The sequence below is a fragment of the Streptomyces coelicoflavus genome, assembly GCF_003112555.1.
Lineage (GTDB): Bacteria > Actinomycetota > Actinomycetes > Streptomycetales > Streptomycetaceae > Streptomyces > Streptomyces coelicoflavus.
Genome location: NZ_BEWB01000004.1, coordinates 683,654 through 704,521, shown reverse-complemented (window position 1 = coordinate 704,521; position 20,868 = coordinate 683,654). Strand labels below are relative to the sequence as shown.

At 71.6% G+C, this 20,868-nt stretch carries 2 protein-coding genes; both read right to left on the bottom strand.

The window, feature by feature from the left end:
- Positions 1-47: 47 nt before the first annotated feature.
- A complete protein-coding gene (locus tag Sco07f_RS11365; protein WP_108987755.1) occupies positions 48-9,863 on the bottom strand; it encodes a non-ribosomal peptide synthetase in 9,816 nt (3,271 codons plus the stop codon).
- Entirely contained in the window at positions 9,856-20,763 is a 10,908-nt protein-coding gene (locus Sco07f_RS11360) for a non-ribosomal peptide synthetase (protein ID WP_159106947.1), read from the bottom strand. Before Sco07f_RS11360 ends, Sco07f_RS11365 begins: the two co-directional genes overlap by 8 nt.
- Between the last annotated feature and the right edge of the window lie 105 nt (positions 20,764-20,868).

Below are 20,868 nucleotides of genomic sequence, written 5' to 3'. Positions count from 1 at the left end.
GGGCCTGGCGGGCGCGCGCCGCCGTGCACGGTGCGCGCCGGCGATTCTCAGAGCAGGTCGAACAGTTCCGCGGCGTCCGCCTCCGCGTCGTCGCCCTCGTCGACGCTCTGGTCGATGACCCGGGCGAGCGCCTCCACCGTCCGGTTCTGGAAGACCGAGGTGAGCATGAGCGTGATGCCCCACCGGTCCTGCACCTCGGTGGCCATGGAGGCGACGAGGAGGGAGTGGCCGCCGAGGGCGAAGAAGTCGTCCCGGACGCCGACCCGTTCGAGGTCGAGGAGCCTGCCCCACAGTTCCGCCAGGACCCGCTCCGTCCCGGTCGTCGGCGCGACGTAGGTGTCGTCGGCCCGGGTCTGCCGGACGACGTCGGAGAGCGCGGGCAGGGCCTTGCGGTCCACCTTGCCGTTGGCGGTGAGGGGGAACTCGTCCAGGGCCACGAAGTAGCCGGGCACCATGTACTCGGGGAGCCGTTCGAGCAGGGCCGCCCGCAGTTCCTCGGGGCCGGGCCGGTCCGCGGCTCCGAGGTCGGGCCGCCAGGTGACGAAGGCCGTCAGCCGCTTGTCCGCGGCGGTGACCTCGTGGACGACCACCAGGCAGGAGCGGACGGCCGGGTGTTCGGCCAGGACCGCCTCGATCTCCCCGATCTCGATGCGGTAGCCGCGGATCTTGATCTGGTGGTCCTTGCGGCCCACGTACTCGATGGCGCCGTCGGGCCGGTAGCGGGCCAGGTCACCGGTGGCGTAGAGGCGCCCTTCGCCGAACGGGTCGGCGACGAAGCGTTCCGCGGTGAGGTCCGGGCGGCCCAGGTAGCCGCGGGCCAACTGGACGCCTCCGATGAACAGTTCGCCGACGACGCCGTCGGGCACCGGTTCCATCGCGGAGTCGAGGATGTACAGGCGGGTGTTGGCGACGGGGTGGCCGATGGGGACGGTGGCCGGGTCCGGCGTGTCGTCGCACTCCCAGAAGCTGACGTCGACCGACGCCTCGGTGGGCCCGTAGAGGTTGTGCAGCCGGGTGTCCGGCAGGGTCCGCCGGAACTCGTCGCGCACCTCGGGCGGCAGCGCCTCGCCGCTGCACATCACGTGCCGGACGCCCCGGCACCGGTCGGGGACGGTCGGCTGCTGGAGGAAGGCCTGCAGCATCGAGGGCACGAAGTGCAGGACGCCGATGCCCTCCCGTTCGATCAGGTCGGCCAGGTAGGCCGGGTCCCGGTGGCCCTCGGGGCGGGCGAGGTGCAGCCGCGCCCCGGTGATCAGCGGCCAGAAGAACTCCCAGACCGACACGTCGAAGCCGTACGGGGTCTTCTGCAGGACCCGGTCGTCCGCCTCGAGGCCGTAGGCGTCCTGCATCCACAGCAGGCGGTTGCAGATGCCCCGGTGGGACAGCATCGCGCCCTTGGGTCGGCCGGTGGATCCGGAGGTGTAGATGACGTAGGCCAGACCGTCGGGGTGCGCGGTGACGTCCAGCGGCTCCGTGCCGGCGTCGGGCCACGAGGTCTCGTCCTTGCCGAGTTCGAGCAGGCGGAAACCGGCCGTGCCGCCGTCGGCCCCGTCGGCCCCGTCGTGTCCATTGCGTCCGGCGTGTCCGTCGCGTTCGTCGTGTCCGGCGTGTCCGGCGTGTCCGGCGCTCAGGAAACCGGCCGCGTCCCGGGTGTCCGGCTGGGTCAGGACGAGCCGCACGCCGGCGTCCTCGGCCATGTAGGCGAGCCGTTCCCCGGGGTGGTCCGGGTCCAGCGGGACGTAGGCCCCGCCGGCCTTGAGGACGGCGAGCAGTGAGGTCACCAGGTCGAAGGAGCGCCGCATGCAGACCCCTACGCGGGTCTCCGGCCCCACCCCCAGGTCGCGCAGGGTCCGGGCCAGCCGGTCGGCCCGCCGGTCGAGCGCGGCGTAGGTCAGGTGCCCGTCCTCGTGGGACAGGGCCACGCGGTCGGGCGTGCGGCGGACCTGCTCGGCGAAGAGGCCCTGGAGGGTGGCGGGCCGCAGCGCGGCCGGGTCGTCGGTGGCGTTGCGCTCCCGCAGGATGTGCTCGCGTGTCCCGTCCGTCAGCAGCGGCAGCCGTGCGACGGGCGTGCGCGGTGCGGCCAGGGCGGCGGCGAGCAGCGTGCGCAGGTGTTCCTGCATGCCGGCGACGGTGTCCCGCTCGAAGAGGTCGGTGCTGTACTCGAAGGTGCAGCTCAGCCGCCCGTCGCGCCGCTGGATGCTCATGCCGAGGTCGAACTTGGCGACGCCCACGCCGTCGTCGGTCACGTCGTGTATCCAGGCGGGCTGCCGGGAGTCGGGCAGGTCCTCGAAGAGCTTGTCCAGCCCGGTGAACATCACCTGGAAGACCGGGCTGTAGCTGAGGCTGCGTTCGGGCTTGAGCTCCTCGACGATGCGGTCGAAGGGGACCTCCTGCCGGCTCTGCGCCTCCAGGAGCTTCCAGCGCACCTGGTCGAGGACGTCCGCGAAGTCGGGGTCGCCCGCCAGGTCCACCGAGAGCGCGACGGTGTTGACGAGGAACCCGATCAAGGGCTCGGTCTCGACCCGGCCGCGGCCCGCGACGGGGATGCCGATGACCACCTTGTCCTGCCCGCTGTAGCGGGAGAGCAGGACGGCGAAGGCGCTCAGCAGGGTGACGAAGTCCGTCGTCCGGTGCTCGACGCTCACCGTGCTCAGCCGCTCGCCGAGGTCCGCGGGGAGGGCGGCGGTGAGGTTGGCACCGCGGTAGCGCTGCACCGCCGGGCGGGGGTGGTCGGTCGGCAGCGAGATGAGCGCGGGCGCGTCGGCCAGTTGCTCCTTCCAGTACTCCAGGTGCGGCCGCAGGCGTTCCTCCTCCAGCCACTGCCGCTGCCACACCGCGTAGTCGGCGAACTGGAGGGCCGGCGGCTCGGGCGGGGTGGCGCCGGGGTCGCCGACGAGGTCGTGGAGCCGCAGCAGCTCGTCGTTGAGGAGGCCCACCGAGTAGCCGTCGAAGACCGCGTGGTGGGCGCTGAAGGCCAGCAGGGACTCGTCGCCGGGCAGGTGGATCAGCAGGGTGCGGAAGAGCGGCCCGCGGGCGAGGTCGAAGGTCTCCAGCCACAGCTCGCGGGTGACGGCGCGCACCGCCTCCGCCCGCCGCTCGGGCGGTTCGGCCGACAGGTCGGCCTCGTCCAGGACGACGGTCCCGGTCGGGGCGATCTCCTGCCAGACCCGTCCTCCGCTCTCCCGGAACGTGGTCCGCAGCACCTCGTGGCGCGTGATCAGCGCCGCCAGGGCCCGCTTCAGCCGTGCGGGGTCCGTCGGCCCGTCCCGGTGCAGCAGCCAGCCCACCGTGTAGAGCGGGCTGTCCGGGACCAGCCGGTCCATGTACCACAGGCGCTGCTGGTCGAAGGTGGCCGGGACGGGCTCGTCGCGGGGCACGGGGACCAGGTCGAGCGCGGGGTACGGCTGCCGTTCGCGGAGCAGGCGGTCCACTTCGGCGGCGACCTGGGCGAGGGCGGGCTGTTCGAACAGCACCCGCACCGGCAGGTCGACGCCGAACGTCTGCTGGACGCGGGCGGTCACCTTCACCGCGAGCAGCGAGTGCCCGCCCAGGGTGAAGAAGTCGTCGTGCACGCCGACGGCGTCGTGGCCCAGCACGTCGGACCAGATGTCCGCCAGCCTCGCCTCCGTCGCGGTCCGGGGCAGCGAGGCCGCGTCAGGGGCGGGCGCCGTGCTCTCGTCGGGCAGCGGCAGGGCCCGGCGGTTGAGCTTGCCGTTGCCCGTCAGCGGCAGTTCGCCGAGGGTGACGAAGGCCGAGGGCACCATGTACGAGGGCAGTTGCTCCTTCAGGTGGGCCCGCAGCGTCTCTTCGAGGCCCTGGGCGTCCGCGGGGTCCCCGGCGCTCCCGGGCGCGGGCACCACGTAGCCGACGAGCCGTTTGCCGGTACCGTCCGGCTGGGCGAGCACCGCGCAGTTCGCCACCAGCGGGTGCTGTTCGAGTACGGCCTCGATCTCGCCCAGTTCGATCCGGAAGCCGCGGATCTTCACCTGGCCGTCGATGCGCTCGATGAACTCGATGTTCCCGTCGGGGAGGTAGCGGACCAGGTCGCCGCTGCGGTAGAGGCGTCCGCCCGGCTCGCCGCCGAACGGGTCGGCGACGAAGTACTCGGCGGTCAGGTCGGGGCGGTTCAGGTAGCCGCGGGTCACGCCCGCACCGCCGATCCAGAGCTCGCCGGGCACGCCGGGCGGTACGGGACGCAGGTACGGGTCGAGGACGTAGAACCGGGCGTTGGTGATCGGCCGGCCGATGTGGATGAGGTCCAGGTTCTCGTCGGTGCGCGTGCCGGTGGCGAAGATCGTGGTCTCGGTCGGCCCGTAGACGTTGAAGAAGGTGCGGCCCGGTGCCCAGGTCCGGATGAGGTCCGCCGAGTACGCCTCCCCGCCGACGACCAGGGTGCGCAGCCGGGGCAGCGGGTCGTCGGTCGGCAGCGTGGCGAGGGCGCCCGGTGTGAAGTTCAGGCTCTCGATGGCCCGCTCGGAGAGGATCTTCTGCAGGTCGGCGCCGATCATACGGGTCCCGGGTGCCGGTATGTGCAGCGTGCCGCCGGTCACGAGCGGCAGGACGATCTCCCAGACGGAGAAGTCGAAGCTGGTGGAGGCGACCTGGAGGACGTTCTGCCGCCGGTCGAAACACGGATGGCGGCGGATCCACGGCAGCACGTGCTGGAGGTTGCGGTGCGCGACCATGACGCCCTTGGGACGGCCGGTCGATCCCGAGGTGTAGATGATGTAGGCCAGGTTCCGCGGGCTCACCTGCGCCGGCGGCGCGGTCCTCGGTCCGGCGGCCACGGCGGCCCAGTCGGTGTCCAGGCACAGCGGCGCCGGGGCGCCGTCGGGCGGCTCGGGCAGCCTCGGCAGCAGGTGGCTCTGGGTGAGCATCAGGCGCAGCCGCGAGTCCTCCACGACGTACCGCATGCGGTCGAGCGGGTAGCGGGGGTCGATGGGCACGTAGGCGCCGCCCGCCTTCAGGATGCCGAGCAGACCGACGATGCCCTCCAGGGAGCGGTCCAGGCACAGCCCGACGAGTACGTCGGGGCCGACACCGCGGTCACGCAGCCAGTGTGCGAGCTGGTTGGCGCGGGCGTCGAGTTCGGCGTAGGTGAGGTGCCCGTCCTCGTGGACCACGGCCACCGAGTCGGGGGTACGGCCCGCCTGTTCGGCGACCAGGTCGTGCAGCAGGACGTCCTCGACGGGCGCGGTGGACTCGCTGCTCCACTCGTTCACCGCCCGGGCCAGCTCGGTGTCGGTGAGCAGGTTCACCTGGCCGAGGCTCTGGCCGGCCCCGGTCACCAGCTCGCGGCAGAGCTGCTTGAGGTGCCCGATCATCGCCTCCACCGCGCGGCCGTCGAACCGGCGCGGGTCGTGGAGGAGGTTGATGCCGAGGCGCTCGCCCACCGTGATCACGGCGTTGAGCGGGTAGTGGGTCTGCTCCTTCGAGCCGAGCGCCTCCAGTCGCAGGGCGGCCCCTGCGTCGGTGTCCTCCTCGGGGTAGTTCTCGAAGACGAACAGGGTCTCGAAGAGGGGCGTGCCGGTGGGCATGCCGCTCCAGCGCTGGACCTCGCTCAGCGGGCTGTACTCGTACTGCCGCATCTCCAGGCTCTGCTCCTGCAGTTCCCGGAGCCAGGCGAGCACGTTCCGCTCCGCCGGCATCCGCACCCGCAGCGGGAGTGTGTTGATGAAGAGGCCGACCATGCCATCGACGCCCTCGATGTCCGCCGGGCGTCCCGAGGCGACGGTGCCGAAGACGACGTCCTCGCTCCGGGCGTAGCGCCCCAGCAGCAGTGCCCAGCAGCCCTGGAGGACCGTGTTGAGGGTGAGCCGGTTGCGCAGGGCGAAGTCCTGCAGTTCGGCGGTCTCCGCCTCGTCGAGGAAGTCCTCCGCCCAGCGGTAGGGAGCCGGCTCGTCCGGTGCCGCGGTGCCGCCGTCGGACGGGGTGCCCAGGTTGAGCAGGGTGGCGTCCTCGACGTCCTGGAGGGTGTGGCGCCAGTAGTCCTCGGCCTGTCGGAGGTCCTGCTCGCCGAGCCAGGCCACGTAGTCCCGGTAGGGCCGCGGCGCGGGCCTGTCCGCACCACGCCCCTCCAGCAGCGCCCCGTACCACCGCACCGCGTCACCGAGGACGAGACTGATGCTCCAGCCGTCCAGGATCGTGTGGTGGGCACTCCACACCAGCTCGTACGTCTCCTCACCGGTACGGGCCAGCAGCATCCGCCACTGCGGGGCGTCCTCCGGCCCGAAGCCCCGCACACGGTCCCCGGCCAGATACGCCTCCAGCCGCTCCCCCTGCTCCTCGACGCTCTCCTCACGCCAGTCCGCCACCTCCAGCGGAACCGGCAGATCCGCCCAGACCAGCTGGAACGCCCGGTTGTCCCCGGCCGTCCCGAAGCCCGTCCGCAGGATCGGATGCCGCCGCATCACCTGCGCCCAGCTCTCCCGGAACACCCCCACGTCCAAGTGCTGTTCGATGCGGAAGTGGTTCTGGACGTGGTAGAAGCCCTCGCCCCGGGCGTACTGGCTCTGGAACCACATCCCCTGCTGGACGGGGGTCTGCGGCAGGCAGTCCTCCAGGGGGCGGACGGTGGTGGCGCCCCGCCACGCGGGATGCTCGCGCAGACCCGCGACCAGGTCGTCCACCTGCTTCTGGTCGAGACCGGAAAGCTCCAGGTCCGAGGGCGTGTAGCCCTGCACGTCCGGACGCCGGGCCTCGACGGTCAGCGCCGAGAGCACGCCCAGCGTCCGCCCGGCCACCTCCCGGATCGTCTCCTCCCGGTGCGCGGACGGACTGTAGGTCCACTCCATGTGCAGCCGGCCGTCCCGGACATGACTCACCACGTCGATCAGATACGGCCGACGGTTCACCGGGGAGGTGTCGTAGCCGGCCATGCCCAGGGAGTCCGCGAATCCGCCGGCGAAGGTGCCGTCGAACCGGCCCAGGTAGTTGAAGCTGATCTGCGCGGCGGTGGCCGGGTCGATGCCCGGGGCGGCGCCGGAGGGCCCGTGGGTGAGGAGGCCGTGGCCGATGCCGTGCCGGGGCCGGGCACGCAGGAGTTCCTTGATCTCCTTGAGCCCGTCCGCCGGACGGTCCGCGGCGGGCACCGGCAGGTCCAGCGGGGAGATCGTGGTGAACCAGCCCGTCGTCCGCGACACATCCGTGTCCTCGAACAGGTCCTCCCGCCCGTGCCCCTCCACGTCCACCCGCACCCGGCCGCCCCCGGACCAGGCGCCCACCGCCGAGGCCACACCCGTCAGCAACGCGTCGTTGACCCGCGTCCCGAACACCGCCGGCACATCCCGCAGCAGCGCCCGCGTCTCCGCCTCACCCAGCACCACCTCGACGACCCGCCCGCCACCGACGGTGTCGTCCTCGCCCGGACCGTCCATGGGCACGGGGTGTACGGGCTGGGCCGTCTGCGTCTGCCAGTAGGGCAGTTCGGCCGCGGTCGTCCCGCTGCCGGCCTCCTCGGCCAGCCGGGCCGCCCACTGGCGCCACGAACTCGTCTTCTCCGGGAGTGCCGGGTCCTCACCCCGCCGGACCTGCCCGCACAGGGTTTCCAGATCCTCCAGGATCACCCGCCAGGACACCGCGTCGACCACGAGGTGGTGCGCGACGAGCAGCAGGCGGGGGGCGCGGCCGTCCTCCAGGCCGGTGAACAGGACGGCGCGCAGCAGCGGGGACCGGGACAGGTCCAGGCCCGCCTGGACGGCACCGGCCACCTCCAGCAACCGCGCCTCGCGCGCCTCCTCGGGGTACGCGGACAGGTCCTCGGTGTGCCACGGGACCTCGTCCGGTACGGGGGTCAGTTCCGCCTGCCAGGTGCCGTCCTCCTGGAAGAAGCGGGTACGCAGTCCGTCGTGCTGCTCCAGCACCCGGCGCACCACCGTCCGCCACTGCTCCGGCGACAGCCCCGCCTCCACCTCCACCAGCACCGACTGATTGACATGCCCGGCAACAGCGAAGTCCTGAGCGAAGAACCACCGCTGCACCGGCGTCAACTCCACCCGGCCCGTCACCACACCCTGCTCGGCCACCACCCGAGCCCCACCACGCGACTCCACCACCGGCGCCAACGCAGCAACCGACTGGAACTCGAACAACTGCTTCACCGTGAAAAACAAACCCAACTGCTTCGCCCGGAAAATCACCTGAAGACTCAGAATCGAATCCCCACCCAGAGCAAAGAAATTGTCGTGCACCCCCACCGGCACACCCGTCCCCAACACCTCACCCCACACCAGAGCCAGCTTCTCCTCCACCTCCGACCGCGGCGCCACAAAACCACCCTCACCCGCCGCCAAACCCTCACCCAGCAACCCCGACAACGCCCCCCGGTCCACCTTCCCACTCGGACCCAAAGGCAACTCGTCCACCACCACGAACACACCCGGCACCATGTACGCCGGCAACCGCTCCCCCGCAAACAACCGCAGCTCATCACCCCCCACCACACCATCCGTCACCACAAACGCCGTCAACCGCTTGACCGCACCCTCCTCCTGAACCACCACCGCAACACCCCGCACCCCGGAATGCCGCGCCACCACCTCCTCCACCTCACCCAACTCGATCCGGAAACCCCGGATCTTCACCTGACCATCCACCCGCCCCAAGAACTCGACATTCCCGTCCGGCAGAAAACGCGCCAGATCCCCCGTCCGATACAGACGACTCCCCGCCCCACCGAACGGATTCGCCACAAACGCCTCAGCCGTCAAATCCGGCCGCCCCAGATAACCACGCGCCAAACCCGCCCCACCCACAAACAACTCCCCCGCCACACCCACCGGCTGGAGCTGAAGGCGGGAGTCGAGGACGTACATCTGCGCCCCGTCGATGGGACGGCCTATGTGGACGCGTTCGAGGTCGGCGGTGTAGCGGGCGACACTGACGGCGATGGTGGTCTCGGAGGGGCCGTAGCCGTTGAAGAAGAGCCGGCCGTCGGCCCAGGTGCGGACCAGTTCGCGCGGGCAGGCTTCGCCTCCGACCGAGACGCAGGTCAGGAAGGGCAGGGTCTCGGCGGGCAGCGTGGCCAGTGCCGCCGGGGTGAGGTTGATGTTCTCGACGGCCTGCTCGGCCAGGAAGTCGGCGAGGTCGGTGCCGATCATCCGCAGCTCAGGCGGCGGCAGCACCAGGGTGCCGCCGGAGAGGAGCGCGGCGCAGATCTCCCACACGGAGATGTCGAAGCTCAGGGGGGTGCCCTGGAGGACGCGTGTGGGGGTGTCCAGGCCGTAGTTCTCGTTCTGCCAGCGCGCGATGTGGCGGATGCCGCGGTGGGTCACGGCCACGCCCTTGGGCCGGCCCGTGGAACCGGAGGTGTAGATGACGTAGGCCAGGTCGTCCGCCGTCACGTCCGGGGCGGGCTCACCGTCGGGCCACCGGTCCAGCTCGGCCCACAGGTCCTCCACGACCAGCACCCGCGCGCCGGTCTCCGGCAGCACGCCCAGCGTCGACCGTCCCGCCAGCACGACACCCAGCCGGGAGTCCTCGACCATGTGGGCCAGGCGCTCGCGCGGATAGGAGGGGTCCAGCGGCACGTACGCCGCGCCCGCCTTCACGATCGCCAGCAGCCCGACGACGGTCTCGATCGAGCGGGGGACGCACAGGCCCACCAGGCTGCCCCGTTCGACGCCCCGGTCGCGCAGCAGCGCGGCGAGACGGTTCGCCCATCGGTCCAGGGCCGCGTAGCCGATCTGCGTGGCGCCCTCGGCGACGGCGACCCGGTCGGGGTTCCTGCGGGCCTGCGCGGAGAACAGCTCGTGCAGGGGGGCCGGCCTCTGCGCCTGCTGCTCCTTGAGCTGGCGCAGGCGCAGACGCAGTACGGCCTGCTGCTCGGGGCTGAGGTTCTCGAGCTGAGGAAGCAGTTCACTCATGGTGGTCACTCGTCTCGGTAGCCGGGGCGGCGTGCGGGATCTGGGCCTGGAGATCGCTCGGCGACATGCCCTGAACTTCTGCGACGAGTCGTTCGAGAAGCTCGCGTTCTTCGGCGGTTCCGGCGGTTCCCGCCGCCAGCGCGGACAGGTCGAGGTCGGTCTCGTCCGTCCGTTGCAGGGGGACCGCGTTGCCCTGTCGGAGGATGTGGCGGCGTTCTTCGTCCGTCAGGACGCTGACGTCGCCCAGTCGCATGCCGGGCTCGCGCGTGAGCTGGGAGCAGACGCTGCCCAGATGGCCGAGCATGCGCTCGATCGTCTCGGGATCGAACCGTGCGGTGTCGTACTGGACGACGACGCTTAGCCGTTGCTCCCCGGCCGGCACGGTGGCCACCACGCCGAGCGGGTAGTTGATCCGTTCCTCGGACCGGGTGAGGTCGTAGCGCAGGGCGGCCTCGTCGTCCTTGTCCACCGGGTAGTTCTCGAAGACGAACAGGGTCTCGAAGAGGGGGGCGCCGGTGGGGAGCCCGCTCCACTGCTGCACCTTGTTGAGCGGGCTGTACTCGTACTGCCTCATGCGCAGGTTCTGCTCCTGCAGCTCCCGCAGCCAGGCGAGTACGGTGCTCTGCGCGGGCATCCGCACCCGTAGCGGCAGTGTGTTGATGAAGAGGCCGACGGTCCGCTCGATGCCCTCGATCTCGGCCGGGCGTCCCGAGGCGACGGTGCCGAAGACGACGTCGTCGCGGCCCGAGTAGCGGCCGACCAGAAGCGCCCAGCAGCCCTGGAGGACCGTGTTGAGGGTCAGTTGGTGGGTCTGGGCGAGTTGTTGCAGACGCCGGGTGTCCTCGGTGCCGAAGAGGAAGTCGTACTCGGCCTGCCCACCGGTCCCGGACGGCTCGGACCGTCCGCCCGCGTGCCGCTCGATGCTGAGCGGTTCGGCCGGCTGGACGTCCTGGAGGGTGTGGCGCCAGTAGTCCTCGGCCTGTCGGAGGTCCTGCTCGCCGAGCCAGGCCACGTAGTCCCGGTAGGGCCGCGGCGCGGGCCTGTCCGGAGCACGTCCCTCCAGCAGAGCCCCGTACCACCGCACCGCGTCACCGAGAACGAGGCTGATGCTCCAGCCGTCCAGGATCGTGTGGTGGGCACTCCACACCAGCTCGTACCTCTCCTCACCGGTACGGGCCAGCAGCATCCGCCACTGCGGGGCGTCCTCGGGCCCGAAGCCCCGCGCACGGTCCCCGGCCAGATACGCCTCCAGCCGCTCCCCCTGCTCCTCGGCGCTCCCGTCCCGCCAGTCGGCCACCTCCAGAGGCACCGGCAGATCCGCCCAGACCAGCTGGAACGCCCGGTTGTCCCCGGCCGTCGCGAAGCCCGTCCGCAGGATCGGATGCCGCCGCATCACCTGCGCCCAGCTCTCCCGGAACACCCCCACGTCCAAGTGCTGTTCGATGCTCAGGATCAGCTGGACGTGGTAGACGCCCTCGCCGTGCGCGAACTGGCTCTGGAACCAGAGCCCTTGCTGGACGGGGGTCTGCGGGAGGCAGTCCTCCAGAGGGCGGACGGTGGTGGCGCCCCGCCACGCGGGATGCTCACGCAGACCCGCGACCAGGTCGTCCACCTGCTTCTGGTCGAGACCGGAAAGCTCCAGGTCCGAGGGCGTGTAGCCCTGCACGTCCGGACGCCGGGCCTCGACGGTCAGCGCGGACAGCACGCCCAGCGTCCGCCCGGCCACCTCCCGGATCGTCTCCTCCCGGTGCGCGGACGGACTGTAGGTCCACTCCATGTGCAGCCGGCCGTCCCGGACATGACTCACCACGTCGATCAGATACGGCCGACGGTTCACCGGCGCCCAGTCCGGGCCCGCGGTACCGGACGACGCGGCGAAGCTTCCGGCGAACGATCCGTCGAACTGGCCCAGGTAGTTGAAGCTGATCTGCGCGGGTTCGGTCCCGTGGAGGGGGGAATCGGCACCTCCGTACGCGAGGAGGCCGTGGCCGATGCCGTGCCGGGGCCGGGCACGCAGGAGTTCCTTGATCTCCTTCAGCCCGTCCGCCGGACGGTCCGCGGCGGGCACCGGCAGGTCCAGCGGCGAGATCGTGGTGAACCAGCCCGTCGTCCGCGACACATCCGTGTCCTCGAACAGGTCCTCCCGCCCGTGCCCCTCCACGTCCACCCGCACCCGGCCGCCCCCGGACCAGGCACCCACCGCCGACGCCACACCCGTCAGCAACGCGTCGTTGACCCGCGTCCCGAACACCGCCGGCACATCCCGCAACAACGCCCGCGTCTCCGCCTCACCCAGCACCACCTCGACGACCCGCCCGCCACCGACGGTGTTTCCGTCGGCGGTTCCGTCCAGCGGCAGTTCGCGCGACGGCGTGGAGTGTGCTTCCCAGTAGGGCAGTTCGGCCAGCGTTGTCTCGCTGCCGGTCTCCTCGGCCAGCCGGGCCGCCCACTGCCGCCACGAACTCGTCTTCTGAGGCAGCACCAGCTCCTCACCCCGCCGGACCTGCCCGCACAGCGTCTCCAGATCCTCCAGGACCACCCGCCACGAGACGACGTCGACCACGAGGTGGTGCGCGACGAGGAGGAGTTTCCGCCCTCCGTCCTCCAGGCCGGTGAACAGGACGGCGTGCAGCAGCGGGGACCGGGACAGGTCCAGGCCCGCCTGAACGGCACCGGCCACCTCCAGCAACCGCGCCTCGCGCTCACCCTCCGGGCACCCCGACAGGTCCTCGACCCGCAGCGGCGTCTCCTCGGGCATCCCGGTCAGCTCGGCACACCAGGTGCCGTCCTCCTGGAAGAAGCGGGTACGCAGTCCGTCGTGCTGCTCCAGCACCCGGCGCACCACCGTCCGCCACTGCTCCGGCGACAGCCCCGCGTCCACCTCCACCAGCACCGACTGATTGACATGCCCGGCAACAGCGAAGTCCTGAGCGAAGAACCACCGCTGCACCGGCGTCAACTCCACCCGGCCCGTCACCACACCCTGCTCGGCCACCACCCGAGCCCCACCACGCGACTCCACCACCGGCGCCAACGCAGCAACCGACTGGAACTCGAACAACTGCTTCACCGTGAAAAACAAACCCAATTGCTTCGCCCGGAAAATCACCTGGAGACTCAGAATCGAATCCCCACCCAGAGCAAAGAAATTGTCGTGCACCCCCACCGGCACACCCGTCCCCAACACCTCACCCCACACCAGCGCCAGCTTCTCCTCCACCTCCGACCGCGGCGCCACAAAACCACCCTCACCCGCCGCCAAACCCTCACCCAGCAACCCCGACAACGCCCCCCGGTCCACCTTCCCACTCGGACCCAAAGGCAACTCGTCCACCACCACGAACACACCCGGCACCATGTACGCCGGCAACCGCTCCCCCGCAAACAACCGCAGCTCATCACCCCCCACCACACCATCCGTCACCACAAACGCCGCCAACCGCTTGACCGCACCCTCCTCCTGAACCACCACCGCAACACCCCGCACCCCGGAATGCCGCGCCACCACCTCCTCCACCTCACCCAACTCGATCCGGAAACCCCGGATCTTCACCTGACCATCCACCCGCCCCAAAAACTCGACATTCCCGTCCGGCAGAAAACGCGCCAGATCCCCCGTCCGATACAGACGACTCCCCGCCCCACCGAACGGATTCGCCACAAACGCCTCAGCCGTCAAATCCGGCCGCCCCAGATAACCACGCGCCAAACCCGCCCCACCCACAAACAACTCCCCCGCCACACCCACCGGGACCGGCTGGAGCAGACCGTCCAGTACGTAGGTCTGGGTGTTGTCCAGCGGCCTGCCGATGGGCAGCACGGCGGGCGTGGGGTCCTGCGGTTCGACGCGGTGGCAGGTGGCGAAGGTCGTGGTCTCCGTGGGCCCGTAGACGTCCACGACCACCAGTGCGGGGCACGCCTCGCGGACCCGGCGCACCGCTTCCGTCCGTACCGCTTCCCCGCCGGTCCACACCTCCGTCAGGCCCGCGAAGCAGCCCGGGTCCTGGTCGGCGAAGAGGTGGAACAGCGCCGCCGTGAGGAACACGGCCGTGACCCGGTGCCGGGTGACCAGCTCGCGCAGCGCCTCGGCGGTCAGCGCGGTCTGCGGGGCGACCACGGTCCGGCCGCCGGACAGGAGCGGCGTCCAGACCTCGTGGGTGGAGGCGTCGAAGGCCTGCGGGGAGTGCATGAGGACGCACTCGTGCCCCTGGGCGAAGCGGCTGTCCAGCGCCAGGGCGACCACGTCGGCGTGGGTCACGGCCACGCCCTTGGGCCGGCCCGTGGAACCGGAGGTGTAGATGACGTAGGCCAGGTCGTCCGCCGTCACGTCCGGGGCGGGCCCACCGTCGGACCACCGGTCCAGCTCGGGCCACAGGTCCTCCACGACCAGCACCCGCGCACCGGTCTCCGGCAGCGCGCCGGCCGCCGAGCGCTCGGTGAGGACGAGCCGGAGCCCGGCGTCCTCGGCCATGTGGGCCAGGCGCTCGCGCGGATACGTGGGGTCCAGCGGCACGTACGCCCCGCCCGCCTTCACGATCGCCAGCAGGGCGACGACGCTCTCGACGGAGCGCGACAGGCACAGCCCGACGAGGCTCCCGCGCCCGACACCCTGGTCCCGCAGCAGCGCGGCGAGGCGGTTCGACCGCAGGTCGAGCTCGCGGTAGGTGGCCCGGCGCTCGCCGTCCACGACGGCCGGCCGTTCGGGGGTCCGCCGCGCCTGCTCGCGGAACCGCTCCGGGAGGGACACCGGCGCGAGGGCCGCCGGGTTGCGGGGTCCGCGGCTCCGCTCGACGATCCGGTCGCGTTCTGCGGCGTCGACGAGCGGCAGGTCCCCGACGCGCTGTCCGGGGTCGGCCAGCGCCGAGTGGACGAGCACCTCGAAGTGGTCGGCCATGCGCGCGACCGTCTCGGCGGTGAACAGGTCGGTGGAGTACTCGAATCCGTAGTGCATGCCCTCCGGTGCCGACTGGACCATGAGGGTGAGGTCGAAGCGGGAGACGCCGACGCTCATGCCCTCGGCGATCAGGCTGTGCATCCACGGCTTGGGCTGGACGAGGGCCGACGGGTGGTCCAGGAGGGGCAGGCTCTCGTCGGCGAACATCACCTGGAAGACCGGGTTGTGGCTCAGGCTGCGGGTCGGCCGGATCGCGTCGACCAGCCGCTCGAAGGGGACCTCCTGGTGGCTCTGGGCGTCGAACAGGCTCTTGCGGACCTGGAGCAGGACGTCCTCGAAGGTCGGGTTGCCGCGCAGGTCCACCCGGAGGGCGATCGTGTTGACCAGGAACCCGATCATGGATTCCAGTTCGACGCGGTTGCGGTTGGCGATCGGCACGCCGATGACCAGGTCGTCTTGGCCGCTGTGCCGCGCCAGGAGGACCGCGTAGGCGCTGAGCGTGGTGATGTAGTTGGTGACCTGGTAGTCACGGCTCAGTTCCGCGATCCGGCGGGTCGCCTCCGGTGTCAGCTGCCGCCTGAGGAATTCGCCGCGCAGGCTCTGCACCTCGGGCCGGGGGAAGTCCGTGGGCAGGGTGAGGAGTTCGGGCGCTCCGGTGAGCTGCCGGCGCCAGTGCTCCAGCTGGTGCCGGAGCCGGTCCTCCTCCAGCAGGCCCTGCTGCCACACCGCGTAGTCGGCGTACTGGACGGCGAGATCGGGCAGCGGGCTCGGTTCGCCCGCGTCGAGGGCCCGGCAGATCTCCAGGAACTCCTGGCCGAAGACGCCGATCGAGTAGCCGTCGAAGACCAGGTGGTGGGCGCTGAGCGCCAGGAGCTGCTCCGTCGGCGACCACTTGACGAGCAGGGCCCGCAGCAGGGGCCCCTCGACCAGGTCGAACGGCTGGTCCCACCACCGGCGGATCTCGTCCCGGGTGCGCTGTTCGCTCCGGTCCTCGGGGAGTCCGGACAGGTCCAGCGTCGGCACCTCGACGGCGAACCCGTCGCCGACGACCTGCCAGACCCGGCCGTCCCGTTCGCGGAAGGTCGTCCGCAGGGGTTCGTGCCGGCGCAGCATGTGTCCGAGCGCCTCGCCGATCACCGGGACGCCGAGGGACGCGGGCAGGGGGACGAGCCAGTTGACGGTGTAGGAGGTGGTTCCGGGGCTCATCCGGTCGATGAACCACAGCCGTTGCTGGTCGAAGGTGGCGGGCAGTTCACCGTCCCGGGGGACGGGGACGAGGGGGCGGGCGGGCTGCGGCTGCCGCTCCTCCTGGCGCCGCCGTATCTCGCGGGCCACCCCGGCGATGGTCGGGATGTCGAAGAAGAGGCGGACCGGCACCTCCAGCGAGAACACCTGCCGGACGCGGGCCGCGATCTGCACGGCGAGCAGCGAGTGCCCGCCCAGCTCGAAGAAGTCGTCGAGGACGCCGACGGGTGAGCGGTCGAGGATCTGCTCCCACATCGAGACGAGGAGCGCCTCGGTGGTGTTGCGGGCCGGGAGCGCCGAGGTCGGCCCTGCGGTCCCGGACGCCTGCGGGAGCAGCAGCGCGCGCCGGTCCAGCTTGCCGCTGGAGGTGACGGGGAGGGCGTCGAGCGGCACCAGGTCGGAGGGCACCATGTAGCCGGGCAGCCGCTCGGCGAGGTGGGCATGCAGCCGCGGTACCAGGAGGTACTGGATCTCCGCCTTGAGGGGCTGGTTGGCGTACCGCGACCAGTCGTCTTCCTCGTGCTCCGGTCCGCTGTCCGGTGCCGTCGGGACCACGAACCGCGCGGCGTCCGGGGCCGGTTCCGTGCCGACGCGGGTCAGCAGGACGTCGTAGCCTCCGTCGGTGCCGTGGCGGCTCCAGTCGGGCGCGGCCAGGTAGCCGGCCTGCTCGGCGAGTTCGCGCAGTTCCTCCGGGTCGGCGCCGTCGGCGGGCCGGTCCTGGGCGCGCCAGGCCTCGACGGTTTCCAGGCCGGCCCCGCTCTTCAGCCAGCGCAGGGTGCGTACGGCCTCTTCGACGCGTGCGTTGGGCACGTTGCGCAGCCACATCCGGTCGGCGCCGGCGGCGAGCAGTTCCCGCAGGGCCGCGGTACCGAGGCGGTCGGCGGTCCAGTCGTGCTCGGGGCAGTCGGGTGCCTCGGTGGCGGCGTCCGGGACGGGCTCCCCGACGTGCAGGACCACCTGGTAGCGGAACATCGACATCTCGTTGAGGTGGCGGGCGCCCTTGGGCCGTACCTCCACGCGGTGGATCCGGCCGGTGCGGGCCGCCCACGCGTGGAAGAAGGCCGGGTCGAGCGTCAGCTCCTCCTCCTGCCGCACGCGCTGCTGGACCCGCTGCCACAGCTCCGCCCGGGTGGTGGTGTCCGGGGCGCGCTCCGTCTCGACGGCCGCGTGGAAGGCGTCGAGCAGCGGGAGGCTCCGTACGTCGCCGACGATGATCCGTCCGCCGTCGTCGACCCGTGACAGGGCCTGGTCCAGGACGCGGACCAGGTAGTCCACGTCGGGGAAGTACTGGACGACGGAGTTGACGACGACGGTGTCGACCGGTTCCAGGGGGAGGTCGCCGACGGCGTCGGCCTCGCACCGGTGCAGGACGACCGCGTCCTCGAGTTCCGGGCGGGAGCCGAGGCGGCCGCGGACGGAGGCGAGGGCGGTGGTGGAGAAGTCCGTGCCGTAGTACCGCCGGCATTCCCCGGCGAGCGGGAAGAGCAGCAGGCCGGTACCGCACCCGATCTCCAGCACGGCGCGCGGCTGGTGGGCGCGGATCAGCCGGACCGTGTCCTCCTGCCAGTCGCGCATCTCCTGCGGGGGGATGGGCAGCCCGGTGAAGCTGCTGTTCCAGCCGGAGAAGTCGTTGCCGTCCGCGGACTCCTTCGCCGCGTCGGCGTCGAAGGAGTCGTAGACCTCGCGCCAGCGTTCGACCCGCTTGCCGGCGAGCGGGTCGTCGCCGTCGCGGTGGCCGTCGTTCTCCAGTTCGCGCACGAGGGAGCGGGCGCCGCTCGGGTCCAGCACGACGTAGCTCACCAGCGACCTGTCGCCGGACCGGTCCTCGCGGACGATCGTGGCCGCGTCCCGGACCACGGGGTGTTCGTTCAGGGTGCTGTCGATCTCGCCCAGTTCGATGCGGTAGCCGCGGATCTTGACCTGGGAGTCGGTGCGTCCGAGGAACTCCAGGTTGCCGTCCGGGCGCCAGCGCGCCATGTCGCCCGTCTTGTAGAGGCGTTCTCCGGGGGCGCCGGCGAACGGCGACGGGAGGTACTTGGACGCCGTCAGGCCGGGTTCGTTCGCGTATCCGGAGCTGAGGCAGGGGCCGCCGATGTACAGGTCGCCCGGCACGTCGAGCGGGCAGGGGCGCAGGCTCTCGTCGAGGACGTGGTAGCGGGCGTTCTGGATGGGCTTGCCGTAGGGGATGCTCTTCCACTCGGGGTCGACGTCCGTGACGGGGAAGAAGTTCGACCAGACGGTCGCCTCGGTGGCGCCGCCGAGGCCGACGACCCGCACGTTGGGGAACACCGTCCGCATCAGGTCCGGCGAGTGGACCGGGATCCAGTCCCCGCTCATGAAGATCAGGCGCAGGGTGCGGGAGACGATCCGGTGGGCGCCGTCGCCGTCGGTGGGGAGCAGGGGGACCAGTTGCATCAGGGCCGCGGGGGCCGAGTCCCAGAAGGTGATGGGTTCGTCGGCGAGGCGGCGCAGCAGGGCGGCCGGTTCCTGGATCTCCTCACCGGTGGCGATCCGGATCGACCCGCCGGCGGCGAGGATGCCGAAGACGTCGTAGACGGAGAGGTCGAAGGTGAGCGCCGTCACGAACAGGACCCGGTCGTCGGGGCCGACGCCGAAGGTGGTGTTGACCCATTCGATCAGGTTCACCGCCGGGGCGTGGGCCACCGTGACGCCCTTCGGCGTGCCCGTGGAGCCGGAGGTGAAGATGACGTAGGCCAGGTCGTCGGCGGTGGCCCGGCGGGGAAGACCGTCGCGGGGCATGCCGGCGAGCGCCTCGGCGCGGTGCAGGGCGGGGGCCCCGTCGGCCGGGAGGTCCGGTGCGTCGTCGGCGGGGTCGAGGCACAGGAGGTGCGCGAGGTCCGGCAGGCCGTCCTCGGACAGCAGGCGGGGCACGAGGGAGTGCTGGGTGAGGACGCAGGTGGTCTTCAGCGCGTTGACGATCCAGTGCCAGCGCTTGACGGGGGCGTTGACGTCCAGCGGGACGTAGACGGCGCCGGCCTTGAGGATGCCCAGCAGGGCGGGGACCATCTCCGCGCGGCGTTCCAGGAGGATCGCGACGTGGTCGCCGCGCCTCACCCCGAGACGGGTGAGGAGGTGGGCGATCTGGTTGGCCCGCTCGTCGACCTCCCGGTACGTCCATCGCTCGTCCTGGAAGAGCAGGGCCGGGGCGTCGGGCGTGCGCCGAGCCTGCCGCTCGAAGAGCTCGTGGATGCACAGGTCCCGCGAGTAGGGCGTGTCGGTGTCGTTCCACTCGTGGACCAGCCGGTCGAACTCCGCGGGGGTGAGCAGGGCCAGCTCGCCGGTGCGGGCGTGGGGCCGGGCGGTGAATTCGGCGAGGACGCGGCGCAGGTGGCCCGCGGCCCGCTCGACGGTCGCCGCCGCGAGGCGCCGGGTGTCGTAGTGGAGGGTGAGCGCGAGGCGCCGGCCGGGGGTGGCGACCAGGCTCAGCGGGTAGGGGGCGTGGCTCTCCTCACGGACCCGGTTCATCCGCAGGGCGGGGCCGGGTCCGGCGGCGGCGCCGTCCTCGGTGTCCGTCCCGTCCTCGGCACCCGTCCCGTCCCCGGTGTCCGCCCAGTCCTCCACCAGGACGACGGTCTCGAAGAGCGAATCGCCCGAGCCGATGCCGCCGCACTGCTGGATGCGCACCAGGGGGTGGTACTCGTGCTCCCGGACGCGGGCGTACGTCTCCTGCAGCTCCCGCATCCACTCCGCCCAGTGCGCCCCGGGCGGCATGTGGACGCGCAGCGGGAGGGTGTTGACGAGGAGCCCCACCAGGTCCTGCGCGCCGGGCAGTTCGGCCGGGCGGCCGGGGGTCGTCACGCCCAGGACGACGTCCTCGGAGGTGGTGTAGCGGCTCAGCAGGAAGGCCCAGGCGCCCTGGACGAGGGTGGTGAGGGAGAGGCCGTGGTCACGGCCCGCGGCACGCAGGGCGGTGGTCTCGCGCTCGTCCAGGACGAAGGCCACCTGTTCGTACCGGACCGTCACCGGCGCACCGTCCGGCTCGCCGGCCGGTCCGTCTCCGGCCGGTCCGTCTCCGGCAGAGGCAGAGGCCGGGGCCGGAACCGGGGCCGGGGACTCGACGGGCAGCGGATCGGCCGCCGCGGCCCCCCGCAGCTCCTCGCGCCAGAAGGCCTCGGCCCGGCCGGTGTCCTGCGCCCTCCGCCAGTCGGCGTACTCCTCGAACGGGGTGGGCGCCGGGAGGTCGAGGGGTGTTCCCGCGAGCAGCGCCCCGTAGGTCCGCTCCACCTCGCGCAGTACCGTCTCCTGGCCGCGGCCGTCCGTCAGCAGGTAGTGCAGGCTCCACAGGACCTGGTAGCGCGCCTGCTCGAGGCGGGCCACGTGCAGCCGCCACAACGGCGCCCGGTCCAGGGCGAATCCCCGCTCGTGATCCTCGCGCAGCAGGGCGCCGCGCCGTTCGGCCCGCTGCTCCTCGTCCAGTCCGCGCCAGTCCTCGTGGACCAGGGGCACCTCCACGCGCTCCAGCACGGTGCGCGACGGCTGCTCGCCGGTGGGGTCGGGGAAGCAGGTCCGCAGCGCCGCGTGCCGGGCCGCCACCGCCGCCCAGGAGCGGCGGAAGAGGTCGGGGTCGATTTCCTGAACGACGTCGAGCAGGACCTGCGTGTGGTAAAGGCCGGCTCCTTCTCCGTGGCGGGATTGGAAGAGAATCCCCTGCTCGGTGGGGGACGCCGGGAAGGAAGTCTCCGCCCGCCGGCCTTCCGGGAAGACAGGGAGGTTTTCTGCCGAGTTACGAGAAGTACTCAAGACCACAATCCCCTGGAGTCATGAACGATGGTGCGCGCCGACGATCCGGCCCCGAACGAGGGGTGCGCCCCCGGCGGAGAAAGACCCGAATCAGTACCGAATCCC

What these genes read in the sequence shown, in the direction of transcription:
- Sco07f_RS11365 (WP_108987755.1), bottom strand. Translation starts at nt 9,863, where the DNA reads ATGAGTGAACTGCTTCCTCAGCTCGAGAACCTCAGCCCCGAGCAGCAG.